Below are 13,813 nucleotides of genomic sequence, written 5' to 3'. Positions count from 1 at the left end.
TGCAAAATTAAAGTTAATCTTGCATCCTAGACAATGTAGACGCCTAATTATCCAGAACTCAATCTGTTCTTGTGGGAGTGCGGTGTGTATTCAATAAGTGACTGGGCCATCTTAAATGACACGAAGTCTAAGCAGGTAGAGCGAATTTTCAGGGAATTTCATCACCTGAGTGAATCGGAAATTACCCTAGCTTGTATTTTGCTGGAAAGCTATCATGCGGTTTATCGGCGCGATCGACTGATGCAACGTCGAGACTCGTTCACATCCGGTCAATCAAGCCGGAAAAAACCCTGTTTACCGCCGACAGCTAAGCAACTCCAGGAAATTGCGCGGCAGGTGAATGCCAAAAGTCCCTTTAACTTACGATCACAAGAGATTGTGAATCGACTTCAAGATTTGGCAAAACGCCTAAGACACTATCGCCATTATGTCCGGGTAGGCTTAAGAAACCGAGGCTGTTTGGATGAGCTAAACTATCGCCCCAATTTCAACCCTACTCGGTCTGATGGCTCTGAAAATAACGGGAACATCCTATTTTTGCAGATGTAATCTTGGTCAGAGCGAGCAAATTGCATACACTTATAGACCCTCCCCTTCGCATCCCCCAATCGGATGGAAAATCTCATTTAAGTGCATAAGCTCTCGACGCTCAGAGATATAGCAGGTAGGATAAGACATTTCCGCTAGGAAGTCTGTCATCTGCTCACGTTGAGGTGCATCCCATGAGCGCAGTCCAAAACCCAGTCTATGAATATCAAATCGGCGGATGTCTACCCCCTGATGCTCCTACCTACGTGGTGCGGCACGCTGACTCCGATCTCTATCACGCCCTGAAGAAGGGAGAGTTTTGCTATGTGTTGAACTCTCGGCAAATGGGCAAGTCTAGCTTGCGGGTACGAACCATAAAGCGATTGCAAGATGAGGGGGTTGCCTGTGCAGGAATCGATCTCAGTGCCATCGTTACGGCGAACATCACTCCAGATCAATGGTATGCCGGGGTGATTTACAGCATCATGAGCAGCTTAGAGCTGGATAATATTTTTACTTTAGATCATTTAGATCACTGGTGGACGGAGCGGAGTTTACTCTCTTCGGTGCAGCGATTTAGCCAGTTTATTGAAGAGGTACTGCTGAAGTTAATTCGGCAAGATATCGTCATTTTTTTTGACGAAATTGATAGTCTGATTCAGCTAAATTTTAGGCATGAATTTTTCCTCGCGATTCAAGCCTGCTATAACAAGCGTGCCCACAGGGGAGACTATAAACGCCTCACCTTCGCACTGCTAGGGGTGGCAACGCCATCGGATTTAATTCGAGGTCACAACTGTACCTGTTTTAACATTGGTCGAGCGATCGAACTGTGTGGCTTTGAATGGCACGAAGCTCAGTCATTAGTGCGGGGATTGGAAGGGAAAGTGAAGAATCCCCAAGGTGTATTAAAAGAAGTGTTGGAATGGACGGGTGGACAACCCTTTCTCACCCAAAAGTTATGTAAGCTTATCCTGCAAGAGTCAGACAGCAGAAGTCATAATCTAGGAGAATTTCTCCATATTCCCAAAGCCCAAAGCCTAAAGTCTAAATCCTCAATCACGGAGTGGGTGGGGCAGTTGGTGTGTCGGCACTGGATTGAAAATTGGGAAGCGACGGATGAGCCAGAACATCTCAGGACGATACGCGATCGTCTTTTCAGCAGCGAGCAGCGCGATCGCCTACTGTACCTCTATCAACAAATTTGGCAGCGCGAGGAGGTTCCAGCCCATGACACCCCAGAAGAAATGGAATTGCGCCTGTCGGGGTTGGTGGTTAAGCAGCAGGGCAAGTTAAGAGTTTCTAATCGGCTTTACCGAGATGTGTTCAATTCCGATTGGCTGAGCAGGGAACTACCACCTGAGGATGATGGTACAGATATTACCTGGTCTGAGCAAATGCTCTATAATCACCTAGTTTACTCAGGGCAAAGAGAGTCGCCGTCGCAGCTTCTCGATCGCTTGCGCCAACTATTTATTGACGGCAGGGGCTATCCCGATCCAGAAATTGCGGCAGCCGTATATCGAATTATCGCCTCGAAGCTAGCCGAACAGGAGTTTAACCATATCCTCAATCGCTGCTGTCACATCTTGATCAATCGCTGGAAAATGCACCCCAAATATGCAGCCGCTTGTACGGATTTGGTGGCGCTATTTAAAAGCCCTGCCAGTTCTCGCCTCGAACTCTCTAGCATGATGGCTCAAGGGGTAGTGCCAAAACCAATCGCACGCTTGCAGGAGTTGGTACAGAAGTTTGTCGAGAGTGATGAATATCAAAATCTTGTTGACTCGATTACACCGACTGATAAACCCAACTCATCGGCTCAACAAGACCGTCCCCTCGGTGAATTAATTAGTCGCTATCCCTACTTATATAGCCATTATCTCCTCGGTGAAGGTAGCTCTTCAGAACGGCAACAAACGATCCGGGAATTGCAAGCTCAACAACAACGGAAATTTGAAATCCATTTATCCCAGTATGCGACTTACCTGGTGCGACGAGTCCAAATGGAACGCCAAACTTCCTTCAATCAAACTGAGCCGATTATTGCACCGGTGCGAAATCCCACCCTATTGAATGATCGCCAACTGTTTCTGGCTCTCAGGCAATTTGTCGGGAAAGTGGACGGCTCCTATACTTACAGAGATTTGGCTAAAGTCTTTTTAGCTCGAACTCATCAAACTCCCTCTTACCGGGATTTTAAAAAAGATTTATACGAATATTTAATTGGTTCAATTAAGCCAGAATATGGTAAGCATCGATTTAATCAGCGATTGGCGAAACAGCTAGAAAACATTTGTCCTGAATCTGATTGCCAAAAGGTCAACAACTTTCTTTTAGTACAAACCTGTCGTCAATTATTCAACTTTTTGGTTGCCAGTCCCAAGCGACCTGAACACTTATTTTTTATTGACCTCATTTCTAACAATGGTTCCCTGGGAACTACGGTTCTTTTGCTCAAAATTGCTCTCCTTTCCAAGCATGTTAAGCCTCATTTAGAACAACGATTTTCTATTTTATTTGACCATTATGAATCTCAAGCTATCAATGATATTCTCTGGTTAGTCGAATCTCTAGAAAATTTAAATATTGCTTTAGGTGTGAATTTTGGGGCTGTCGATCTTTCGTTTATTAGTACACGATTTCATAATGTAACCTAGCTGATTTACCCCAATAAATGCAGAAACAAAAGCGTTTATTTCGTTTAAGCCTATTATTCTGCCTCGTCGCTTTGGTGGTATCGCTAACCTTCAACGCGATCCTATTCCTGCAAGCGAGGTCATATTACCTGCAACTGAACACCACCAATCTAGACCCCTTGGGGCTAAGCGCCTTTAGTGCCGATTCCCAACCCAATAGTATTCCGACCACCTCTACAACCACCGTAGTATTCTTTGGCGACTCGCGAGCAGAAATGTGGCCTATTCCGCGACAGCTCAAGGGCTTTTCTTTTATTAACCGAGGTATCAACACTCAAACCTCAGTCCAGGTATTGGGACGCTTTGACCAGCATGTTTTGCCCTTGCATCCCAGGATTATCCTTATACAAGTTGGAATTAACGATTTAAAAACAATCCCCCTATTTCCTCATCGCAAAAATACCATTATTCGCAACTGCAAAGCTAATATTCAACAGATCGTGGCACGTTCAGTAAACAGTGGTGCTACCGTGATTTTAACAACCATTTTTCCGATTGGCCCAGTCCCGCTGACTCGGCAATTGTTTTGGTCACCCGATATTGCCCAAGCGGTATTGGAAGTTAATGCTTATCTATCTTCACTAAAAGCCAAGAATATCTTAATTTTAGATGCTTACTCACTTTTAGCCGAGAAAGGTCAAGTTAAAAGCAACTATGTTCGTGATACCTTGCATCTTAACGATAGAGGGTATAAGGTGCTAAATCAGGAGTTAACCAAAATACTATCCACCCGGTTAGTAAACTCACATCTTGCACCCGTTTGAACTGTTACCCACAGTCCCGCCCTGAACTAAAGTACTCAGGGTTTAGACGTATCTGTCCAACGTTGGCCATAGGGTTAATTGACAATGGTGCAAGATGTCAGTTGTAACGGGTTGAAAAGCTTATTTAGTAAGCTTTAGCTTGACATACCTTTGAGGGGTGAAATTTATTTCAAGGCTCTTATGTCAGTGACATTCAACTTAACGATTAACTTTCATCCGTGCCGAATCCCGAATTTGTTCAAGGGTAAGGATACCGACAACATCCTCACCATCGAGTACGGTTAACTGCTGTGCACCCGTTCGTAACAATAGGGATAAAGCTTGACGCAAGTTATCATGTCGTGCGATCGCAGGTTCACTTCGAGGTTGATAGTCTGGTGAGACACTCACCATTGCCGTCTCCACTCGCAGCAAACTCAACTGACGCACCCGATCATCCGCACCCATCAATTCATAGACAAAAGGATTAGCGGGTCGTGTGAGGATATTTAATGGCGTATCAAACTGCACAATCTGTCCTGTTTGCAGAATCATGATTTTGTCGGCAAGACGCAGTGCTTCCTCAACATCGTGAGACACAAACAAAATCGTTTTCTGAAGCTGGCGCTGAAGACGCAGAATCTCGTCCTGTAACGTCTGGCGAGTAATCGCGTCAATGGCCCCAAATGGCTCATCCATTAACATGACTTTTGGATCACCCGCCAAGGCACGCGCCAATCCAACTCGCTGCTGCTGTCCTCCAGAGAGTTGGGCGGGGTAGCGATCGCGGTATTCTTGAGGTGGTAGTTCCACGAGCATCAACAACTCATCCACTCGTGCTTGGTACTGCCCCCTCGCCCAACCCAACAGCTTCGGCACCACGGCAATATTCTGTGCCACCGTCATGTGGGGAAACAACCCAGACTGCTGAATCACGTAACCCATCTGCCGACGCAACTGGGTAACTGGTATCTTTCGGATGTCCGTACTATCGAGGTAAATCCTACCCGATGTTGGCTCATATAAGCGATTGACCATCTTGAGGAGGGTTGTTTTCCCACAACCGGATGGCCCTAAAATCACGACCAATTGACCTGTTTCAATTTCACAAGTGCAGCCATTTACCGCTGGGTGGGATGCACCTGGAAATTTTAGGAACACGTCCTCAAAACGTATTGCACTCACTGATGTTTCCTCAGCCTTGTTGCTTACCCATCTTAACTAAGGCTTTTTTAACAGTCCTTGTTGAGTCAAAAATTCCTTAGCCACTTCAGCCGGTTCACGTTGTTTCCCACTTACCTCGTAGTTCAGGCGCTGCATGGTTTCGGTTGTCAGCTTCGGAGATAGGGTATTGAGAGCATCACGAATTCCTGGATTTTGATCTAGCGTTTCCTGACGTATTACTGGAGCCACTTGGTAAGGAGGAAACAACGTTTTATCATCTTCTAAAACCACCAATTTTAAGGCACTAATTTCACCATCTGTGCCAAATGCAACCGCAACATCGGCTTGAGCATTGTTCAGTGTTTTGTACCTCAAACCTGGATCGGCGGGAATGAATTTTTTAAGTTTAAACTCCCCGTAAGCTTTTTTTAAACCGGGTAATCCATCCTCACGCGCCTCAAATTCCGGTGGCCCAATCATTGTTAATTGGCTGGCTTTAGCAACCATTTGAGAAATTGTCTTAATGCCATATTTTTTAGAGCCTTCCTGAGTCATCACCAGTGCTTGAGCATTATTCATCGGGGCAGGCTCAAGCCAGACTAAGTTAAATTTTTCTTTGTAGCCTTTGGCAACGGTATTAAATACCTGCTTCTGGTTACTCTGAGCGGGTTCTTTAAGTACTGTTAATAAACCCGTCCCCGTATATTCTGGGTACAAATCAATTTGACCACTTTGCAAACCCGCTTGAGCAACAGGTGTACCACCGAGGTTAAGTTTGCGTTCTACTTTAAAGCCTTGGTCTGCTAGCACCAGAGCATACATTTCTCCTAAAATGAACTGCTCGGTGAAATCTTTCGAGCCGACTTTAATGCCAGTGCTAGTGTTGCAGGCGATCGCACTAAACATCGTCAGCAGCGCTAGCAAAAGTGGCATAACTAGGCGACGAACGGATTGCATTTCAAAAATAATGGATACTATATCCCTGATTATATATTAATATATCTCCAGTCTATCTCTGAATATAATCATGAAATACGAAGTCAAGATTCTTGAACCTACAGATTTATGGTACTTGCAAAATAACATTAATAAAGAAACCAACAAATTTTACCATCCCACCAAGAATATCCCCTTCGTTCAGCAAGTTAAAATTCACCTAGATAATTCTGGGGTAATTATTCAAAAAGGTGCGCTACACAGTTGTATGGGTCAATTGAGTTCTGGTGTTTATAAAAGCGATAACCGACTGAAAGACTTGTGGGTAGCGTTGAGGACGGAAATGGATTACAACGCTCCTCTCTATACAGGGACGGGTAAGGTTCACCTGGAACCTAGGCAAAAAGGATATTTCTTGCATTACACACCCATTGAGTTTTCCGATTCGGAACAATGGGAATTTGATGATGCCATATTCCAGTTTTGTTCTGACAATGTAGTGATAGGTGCTAAGCGATTAAAATTTCGACAGATGGCGGGTTCTAATGATGGTCGCTGGCGGATTGTTCTAAAATCTTTACCTGGAAACCAATCTCAAGTTATAGCCGGTACCTCTTCACCCGCTAAAGTTATCAAACTCAAGCGAGGTGAAACTTTAATCGCTGATTGTGACATCGTCAAAGGATTTACCAATGGAATTGAAGAAGATTATCGAAAATTAGGTCATTTTGGCAAAGGCGGTGGTGAGGGTTATGTATGGTTTTATCAAGGCGAAGGTCAATTGTTAGTCTCTGAAACTGATGGCATGGGTTTGGGTTGAAGGATTGATTGAGAATTGATGCGCCGATGCTCTAGCCTTCCTCTTTTATTTTTAACATTCGAGACATACAATTCCAGCCTACACGGGTAAGATTCTCAAGCTACAAATTACCACTCAATTAGAAATGCGATGTCAGTCCTGAAAATTGAGCTAAGAAACAGACTGAGCATCTTACCCACCCCACACGCACACGATTTGAGCCTCATTAGCCATTCTTTAATCAAGGTAATGTTAGGCTCTCTACCCTACTGGAGATTTAAGGGGTAATACAGGTCTGTATTAAAAAAACATTGCAATATCTTTAAGAAAATTCAAACTAAGATTTATTTCTCACTGGAGAATTTAAAACTTTATCAAATCAATAAAAAAGCTGGCTCAATAAATCAACAAATTAACTATAGTTTTATATTCTCTGGCTAGACTAGTAATAGATCTGGTTAATAGTCATTGCTTTTTTAAAAATTATTACGGAATTTAAATGTTTAACAAGTCAAGTCCAGGATTTCGTTATTTGAATGAGGAGATGGGTGATGAAAAGGCTAATAGAAGCAATGATTATAACAATAGTGCTAGCCATAGCCGCTGACCCAGCATTACTCACCATCGGTGTTACATTGTTTCAAGCATCGGGTCACTCGGTTGGCATAAACTCTGAGAATCTAGCTCTCGATCCAGCCCAAATACCCAATGACCAATGAAAGAAGGTAAATTTTAAGCAGGTATGGCTGGTAATCAAGAAGATATAGCAGTCGCCAAGGCAATTAGGACTCTCGCAAAATACTGAAACCAAGACCCGTCAATCTGCATCCCTTCTGTCCTCACTAAAGCTCCGGTCTGCCTCCTCGTCTGATCTCCGGTACCTCCTCACTAAAACTCCGGTGCCTTTTGCTATATTTGACCCATTTTAAACGAGCAAACCTGTAGAGAAGGGCACAGGTTTGGGGTTAGCCATTTGCCACAAAATTGTTGTTTCCAACCTCAAAGATTAACTTAATTATAATTCTGCTTTACAGCAAGGTACAGAGTTGATCGGCGAACTTCCAGTCAACTCTGAGGGGCAGAACAATTATTTAAAACTTCCTCAACAAGTTTTAATTCCGTTTGCGTAAATCAAGAAAAACATTAAATAAAAAACGTATATTTTTAACGGTATTCTACTGCACTATTCAATTCCAAATGAAATTGGTATTAAGATGTTGTTCTTGATCTAATTGCTTTTGCAATTTTGAGATTTGCTGCCGTAACTGTGAAATCTGAGTACGGAGTTCTACTTCTTGGATGGATGTTTGAGAGTTAAAATTATTTCTATCCGATCCTGTCTGTGTGTAGCCAATAGGTATAACCAATTCCTCTCTCACTTCATAGCGGTTTGATATTTTACCTGGTAAGCCACCTATTAATTCAGACGGTAAATCTGGCGATAAGAGATTTTGCAGGTGAGTAAAAGCTTGTTCCTTGTCCCAAGAGGCACCCAAAAACTCCTGTCGTCCATCGGGATGTGTATAAAAAATGCACCACTGACGAGCCGCATTCATCTCTATGGCTTTAGAAATAGTTTCTGATTGATGATCAAGAGTTTCATAAAGGTTTAGGGTTGAATGCTTACCTTCCCAAGGCTTCATATTACTAGCACTTAGCTTTTTAGCTGTATCTAGCAAATTTTCGACGGTTAAGTCTTCACTAAGGCCCAAGTTAGCACATCTTTGTTGCTCTTTTACACGCCGATAAGCTATCCAAAAGGTTTCTTCCCCTTGCTGCTCTTTACAAGCGATAAAAGACCCCCAAAATGATTCATACTTGAAGCTTTCTTTCTGGGCTAGCCAATGCAGCCAACTTCCCGTACCAATTTTGATATATGTGCCATCAACTCGGTCGTAGTAAACGAGCGGAGCTATAGAACGAACCATAATTCAATCTCCCAAAAATTAAAAATTCACAACAATCCGGTGAGTGACGCTCAACGGTTAAGACTTTTCACAAATTTAGGCTCAGACACGATCGCTGCTCGACTGCCTAATCAAGAGCCTAAACACCTGTTCAACTAATTGATTGTGGGGGTAATGAGGAGATGATGGTTAGCGATTTAGAACTTAGCAATTAATGTTAAACTCTATAAACTCTAAACAATGTACCCATAGACCAGATTAATAACTGTCACTCGTCGAAGAGCTACTTCAACCTATATAGGTATCCTATATACGCTCTCCAAGCTAATAGCTAAAAAAAATTATTGGGGGCACCCAAATCCCAGGTATTGATCATCCCCAAGGCTGAGCCACTCATCCTTGTCCCTATGTTAAATCATTGACCCCATAACTTTACACTGTTCTCTAATAAGCTTTGAGAGGAAAAGAGGAAAAGCGATTGAGAAAAATCTTGTTATTGAGCTTGAGCTTAATGGGGTTGGGGATGCTGCTGTCCTGTAGACCCGATCGCAAACCAGCCTTTTTTCCCTCTTCAAGCGTTTCACCTTCTGCCCAAAAAGACCTCCAATACCAAACCCACCGAATACAACAAAGCATAGTTCACACTCTGTTGATTCCCGCATCAAGTCGTTTTGTGCTGACTCCCGTCATCTCCCCACGATTAAGTTCTCTAGAAAGCTTTGCCCAGAAACACGGAGCGATCGCAGCCATCAATGGAGGCTTCTTCGATCCAGAAAACCAACAATCTACCTCCTATGTGATGCAGCAAGGCGTCTGGGTGGCAGACCCCAGGCAGAACAAGCGACTGATGAACAATCCCAAATTAATCCCTTACTTCCAGAAAATCCTCAACCGGACGGAATTCCGGCGCTACCGTTGTGGTCAAACAATTCGTTATGATATTGCCCTTCACCATGAAGCTTCTCTCACCGGATGCCAACTCTTGGATGCCCTAGGCGGTGGCCCCCGCTTATTGCCAGAGTTGACCGAAGTTCCAGAAGGTTTTGTAGACTTGGCCAACGGTAAAATCATACGAGACCCACTAGGGAGCAAGCGGCCTAATGCTCGAAGTGCGATCGGGATGACCCGTGATGGTAGCCTGCTAGTGGTCATGGTGGCTCAAAAGCCAGAAGCCCCCACCACCTCCGGCTTATCCTTGCCCGCGTTAGCCGCCTTCATGAAAGCTCAAGGCGTTGAGCAAGCCATGAATCTGGATGGGGGAAGCTCCTCTAGTTTCTATTACAAAGGCAAGACGGTTTACGGGAAAGTGAATGAAAAGGGAAATTGGGTCAGGCGGGAGGTTTTTTCTGTTTTACTGATTCAGGAGTGAAAAAAAATACATCTCTAGCTTGGACTTAAAAAAGTACATACTTGCTTAGAGAGAAAAAGGGGAAATCTATCATGTTCAAACAAAGTGCTTTGGCTTGTGTAACCGTGCTAACGGCTTTAACGCTTGGTTCATTGCCTCTTGTCGCCCAGACACCTAGCGAGCAGACACCTTCTACAACTGAGGGAACTGAGGGTACAACGACCGAGCGTCAACTGGACAGCAACGTTCTCCGGAACCTCAATCGCGCCAAAAATTTAGCACGACAAGCAGCGGAAAGGGCGAATGGGGGTTTAGGTTACTATCGCGCTGAAACGTCCATGCATGGGCCAGCGGCTCAGTCCCCCTATGTAGACAATGGGAATGGAACCTGGACATTCACCTTCAAAGGCAGTATGCCAGGTGAGACGACTCCCTCCTATGAGAACGTGGTCACTGTTTCTACAGACGGCAATGTAACCATGGACTACAACGGCCCTGTTCGTGCGAGTACGCCATAACAGCTACACACCTGTTGTTCGATTGTTTTCCTGTGAACATCGGTGTCAGGGTTCAGGAGTCAATCAGGAGTGAGTTTCCTTCTCTATACCATCTCTTCGGCCCTGACACTTTTGTAAAAGAAATTTTGGCATTTTGTCCTTACAAGAGTTCACCGTCTCTCAGAGGGTTTCTCAAAGACGGCGATAGAAAAGCATAGGTTTGAATTAATATCCGTTTGAGGTGTTTTCAACGCAAACTAAAAGAAAGAAACCCTATGTATGACTATGCAATCATTGGCGCTGGCTCAGCCGGTTGTGTGCTGGCGAACCGCCTCACGGAAGAGTCTAAAACTACAGTATTACTGCTAGAAGCAGGGGCATCCGATCAACCGCAAGCCATTCATATTCCTGCGGCTTTCTCCAAATTATTGAAAACCGAGTATGACTGGGCTTATTACACTGAAAAACAAGCTTACCTAAATAACCGAGAGCTTTACTGGCCTCGTGGAAAGGTACTGGGTGGAAGTAGTTCCCTGAACGCCATGATTTATATTCGGGGCAACAGCCTCAACTATGACCATTGGCATGATTTAGGCAATGAAGGATGGAACTCTTCTCAAGTCCTTCCCTATTTCAAAAAAGCCGAAAATCAAGAGCGTGGGGCTTGCCAATATCACGGTACAGACGGGCTGCTGAATGTCGGAAATTTGCGCTACATCAATCCACTTTCTTCTGTTTTCTTGGAAGCTTGTCAAGAGGTGGGATGGCCTGAAAATCGCGATTTTAATGGGTTGCAACAGGAAGGCTTCGGTTTTTATCAAGTCACTCAAAAAAAAGGCAAGCGTCATAGTACTGCTGCTGCTTATTTAAAACCAATCCGGCATCGCTCCAACCTCACGATTCAAACTCGTGCCCAAGTTACGCAGTTAATGTTTGAAGGCACAAAGATTGTTGGTTTAACCTACATTCAAAACGGTAAAATCCATCAAATTTCCATCTCCAAGGAAGTGATTTTAAGTGGGGGAGCCATTAACTCTCCTCAGCTATTGATGCTTTCGGGAATTGGTGCGGCTGAACATCTTCAGGATTTGGGTATTCCTATAGTCGTGGATTTACCTGGAGTAGGGCAAAATCTGCAAGATCATCTGGCTGTACCTGTAGCTTACCAATGTACTCAACCCCTATCTCTGGAGAATGCCAAAACACCTGACAATTTTCTGAAATACCTACTTTTGAAAAAAGGGCCGCTCACGTCTAATGTGGGGGAGGCTGGCGGTTTTGTAAAAAGCAAACCGGATTTGTCTTGCCCTGATCTGCAATTTCTTTTTGCTCCCGTTTACTTCTTAAATCATGGTTTTACCAAACCTGAAGGGCATGGATTTACTTTAGGGCCAGCTTTGTTGTATCCCCAAAGCAAGGGCAACATTAAATTACGCTCAAATAATCCCTTAGAACCACCCCTGATTCAGCCCAACTACTTAGCCAATGAAGCCGATTTACCGCCTTTAGTAGAGGGCGTAAAAATAGCTCGGAAAATCGTACAAGCGAGAGCGTTTGATTCATTTCGGGGAGAGGAATTAGTCCCTGGAGATCAGGTACAGCAGGAAGAAGATATCCAGGAATTTATTCGCAACCATGCCCAAACGTTATATCACCCAGTAGGTACCTGTAAGATGGGCAATGATGCAATGGCGGTAGTTAACTCTCGACTCCAGGTTCATGGAGTACAGGGGCTTCGGGTTGTGGATGCGTCGATTATGCCTTCCATCGTTGGAGGTAACACCAATGCTCCTACTATTATGATTGCTGAAAAAGCCGCCGACCTGATTAAAAAAAGTACCTAGTACCGCTTCGCGGAATTCAAAAGTCAAAACTCAAATAAACTAGCTATATTTGATTGCTCATTACGAAATCATCTATGTTTTATCCCATTAGGGCAGTATTACCCTGGCTGGCACTGCTGTTAAGTAGCACCAGCCTATTCTTAAGTAGCTGGATTGTGATCCCAGCTCCCACTATGTCTCTCCTACCCTTGGGAGTGGGCGTACCCGAAGTCAGCCCTTGGCTAGTAGTCCTGAATGTGATTGCGGTGGGAGTGTCATGGTTAGGAGGACACCAAAGTTGGTTGCAACGCTGGACTTTGGGCGCGAGTTTGCTCGGACTTGTCTTAAGTATTTTGCCTTTGGTACAACTACCTGCCACTGAGCAGCAGATGTCAGGAGTGATGCGTGATAGCTTAGGTGCAAACTATGAACAGCAGATTCCCCCATCGGTGCAAATTCAGTTGCGCCCTCATCCCTTTATCCTCGCGGATGCCTTCCGAGGCATCCCTCAGCTACCGGTACGCTACACCCCGGATATCCAATTTGCCGCCCCCGATGGCGTACCGTTGAATCTGAATATCTACCGCCCTCCCCAAGTGGGACAATACCCTGCCATTGTGATTATTTATGGAGGGGGTTGGCAAAGCGGTAGCGCCTCCCATTATGCAGACTTCAGCCGTTACATGGCACATCGAGGTTATACGGTGTTTGCGATCGCTTATCGTCATGCACCCCGTTACCAGTTTCCGGCTCAACTTGATGATGTCCGTGCTGCACTCACCTTTATCCAGCAGCACGCCGCTGAGTATGAAACCGATATCACCCGCATCGCCTTACTCGGACGTTCCGCCGGAGGACATCTGGCGATGTTAACCGCCTATCAACCCGATGCTTTACCTGTCCGGGCGGTTGTGAGCTACTATGGGCCATTCAACCTCACTCAAGGATACCGAGACCCACCCAAACCCGATCCCTACAATGTCCGTGCAGTACTCGAATCCTTTTTAGGGGGTTCACCGGATGAACAACCTGAAAAATACGTTAAAGCGTCACCCATCACTTATGTGACACGCCCACTCCCACCGACGCTACTCGTGCATGGCAGTCGCGACCATATCGTCGAAGTACGCTTTGCGCGGAATATGCACAAACGCCTGCTTGCAGCCCAGAGTAAGGCTATCCTGCTGGAAATTCCTTGGGCAGAACATGCCTTCGACGCCATCTTTCACGGCCCTAGCAATCAGCTAGCCCTCTACTATACCGAGCGTTTCTTAGCTTGGGCACTTCACTAAAACTTACCCCCCATCTCCTCATTTTCAGTAATTATGCGGAGCAAGATTCGGCAATACGGCTGAGGTACAGTGCTATT

12 protein-coding genes are annotated in these 13,813 nt (G+C 44.8%); 9 read left to right on the top strand and 3 right to left on the bottom strand.

Going from position 1 to position 13,813, the window contains the following annotated elements:
- Nucleotides 1–84: 84 nt before the first annotated feature.
- The 3 genes from NDI48_26075 to NDI48_26065 all read left to right on the top strand — a co-directional run bounded on the left by NDI48_26075 (nt 85) and on the right by NDI48_26065 (nt 3,991).
- Complete coding sequence (locus NDI48_26075) at nt 85–549, top strand: hypothetical protein (protein MEP0834635.1); 465 nt, start codon at nt 85–87, stop codon at nt 547–549.
- Nucleotides 550–722: 173 nt separating this feature from the next.
- Nucleotides 723–3,188: an AAA-like domain-containing protein gene (locus tag NDI48_26070; protein ID MEP0834634.1), complete on the top strand. Its 2,466-nt coding sequence runs from the start codon at nt 723–725 to the stop codon at nt 3,186–3,188.
- A 17-nt stretch (nt 3,189–3,205) separates the two neighbouring features.
- On the top strand, nt 3,206–3,991 hold the full coding sequence (locus tag NDI48_26065) for a GDSL-type esterase/lipase family protein (protein MEP0834633.1): 786 nt from the start codon (nt 3,206–3,208) through the stop codon (nt 3,989–3,991).
- Nucleotides 3,992–4,189: 198 nt separating this feature from the next.
- Here NDI48_26065 and NDI48_26060 read toward each other — a convergent pair whose 3' ends face one another.
- Together NDI48_26060 and NDI48_26055 are read right to left on the bottom strand one after the other, a co-directional pair.
- The gene (locus NDI48_26060; protein ID MEP0834632.1) at nt 4,190–5,155 is read right to left on the bottom strand and encodes an ABC transporter ATP-binding protein; all 966 of its coding nucleotides are present in this window, start codon (nt 5,153–5,155) and stop codon (nt 4,190–4,192) included.
- Between the two features lie 36 nt (nt 5,156–5,191).
- Nucleotides 5,192–6,091 carry a quaternary ammonium transporter gene (locus NDI48_26055; protein ID MEP0834631.1) on the bottom strand — a complete coding sequence of 300 codons (900 nt, stop codon included), beginning with the start codon at nt 6,089–6,091 and terminating at the stop codon, nt 5,192–5,194.
- A 70-nt stretch (nt 6,092–6,161) separates the two neighbouring features.
- Between NDI48_26055 and NDI48_26050 the strand changes: the two genes are divergently transcribed.
- Together NDI48_26050 and NDI48_26045 are read left to right on the top strand one after the other, a co-directional pair.
- Nucleotides 6,162–6,890 carry an AIM24 family protein gene (locus NDI48_26050; GenBank protein MEP0834630.1) on the top strand — a complete coding sequence of 243 codons (729 nt, stop codon included), beginning with the start codon at nt 6,162–6,164 and terminating at the stop codon, nt 6,888–6,890.
- Nucleotides 6,891–7,441: 551 nt separating this feature from the next.
- On the top strand, nt 7,442–7,588 hold the full coding sequence (locus NDI48_26045; GenBank protein ID MEP0834629.1) for a hypothetical protein: 147 nt from the start codon (nt 7,442–7,444) through the stop codon (nt 7,586–7,588).
- A gap of 468 nt (nt 7,589–8,056) precedes the next feature.
- Here the strand turns inward: NDI48_26045 and NDI48_26040 are convergent, their stop codons facing one another.
- Complete coding sequence (locus tag NDI48_26040) at nt 8,057–8,797, bottom strand: hypothetical protein (GenBank protein ID MEP0834628.1); 741 nt, start codon at nt 8,795–8,797, stop codon at nt 8,057–8,059.
- Between the two features lie 457 nt (nt 8,798–9,254).
- Between NDI48_26040 and NDI48_26035 the strand changes: the two genes are divergently transcribed.
- The 4 genes from NDI48_26035 to NDI48_26020 all read left to right on the top strand — a co-directional run bounded on the left by NDI48_26035 (nt 9,255) and on the right by NDI48_26020 (nt 13,736).
- Nucleotides 9,255–10,145 (top strand): phosphodiester glycosidase family protein, encoded by an 891-nt coding sequence (locus NDI48_26035; GenBank protein MEP0834627.1) that lies wholly within the window; start codon nt 9,255–9,257, stop codon nt 10,143–10,145.
- 71 nt (nt 10,146–10,216) lie between these two features.
- Entirely contained in the window at nt 10,217–10,642 is a 426-nt protein-coding gene (locus tag NDI48_26030) for a hypothetical protein (protein ID MEP0834626.1), read from the top strand.
- A 254-nt stretch (nt 10,643–10,896) separates the two neighbouring features.
- Nucleotides 10,897–12,465, top strand: coding sequence for a choline dehydrogenase (locus NDI48_26025; GenBank protein ID MEP0834625.1), 1,569 nt, complete (start codon nt 10,897–10,899; stop codon nt 12,463–12,465).
- A 74-nt stretch (nt 12,466–12,539) separates the two neighbouring features.
- Nucleotides 12,540–13,736, top strand: coding sequence for an alpha/beta hydrolase (locus NDI48_26020; GenBank protein ID MEP0834624.1), 1,197 nt, complete (start codon nt 12,540–12,542; stop codon nt 13,734–13,736).
- Nucleotides 13,737–13,813 lie beyond the last annotated feature (77 nt).

The organism is Microcoleus sp. AS-A8 (genome assembly GCA_039962225.1).
GTDB lineage: Bacteria > Cyanobacteriota > Cyanobacteriia > Cyanobacteriales > Coleofasciculaceae > Allocoleopsis.
Note: the sequence above shows the minus strand (reverse complement) of the source record. Positions and strands in the feature narration are given on the sequence as shown.

Excerpts from the sequence above, each read along its gene's own strand:
- NDI48_26070 (MEP0834634.1), top strand. The coding sequence starts at position 723 with ATGAGCGCAGTCCAAAACCCAGTCTATGAATATCAAATCGGCGGATGT.
- NDI48_26020 (MEP0834624.1), top strand. The coding sequence starts at position 12,540 with ATGTTTTATCCCATTAGGGCAGTATTACCCTGGCTGGCACTGCTGTTA.
- NDI48_26025 (MEP0834625.1), top strand. The coding sequence starts at position 10,897 with ATGTATGACTATGCAATCATTGGCGCTGGCTCAGCCGGTTGTGTGCTG.
- NDI48_26055 (MEP0834631.1), bottom strand. The coding sequence starts at position 6,091 with ATGCAATCCGTTCGTCGCCTAGTTATGCCACTTTTGCTAGCGCTGCTG.
- NDI48_26065 (MEP0834633.1), top strand. The coding sequence starts at position 3,206 with ATGCAGAAACAAAAGCGTTTATTTCGTTTAAGCCTATTATTCTGCCTC.
- NDI48_26030 (MEP0834626.1), top strand. The coding sequence starts at position 10,217 with ATGTTCAAACAAAGTGCTTTGGCTTGTGTAACCGTGCTAACGGCTTTA.
- NDI48_26040 (MEP0834628.1), bottom strand. The coding sequence starts at position 8,797 with ATGGTTCGTTCTATAGCTCCGCTCGTTTACTACGACCGAGTTGATGGC.
- NDI48_26050 (MEP0834630.1), top strand. The coding sequence starts at position 6,162 with ATGAAATACGAAGTCAAGATTCTTGAACCTACAGATTTATGGTACTTG.
- NDI48_26045 (MEP0834629.1), top strand. The coding sequence starts at position 7,442 with ATGATTATAACAATAGTGCTAGCCATAGCCGCTGACCCAGCATTACTC.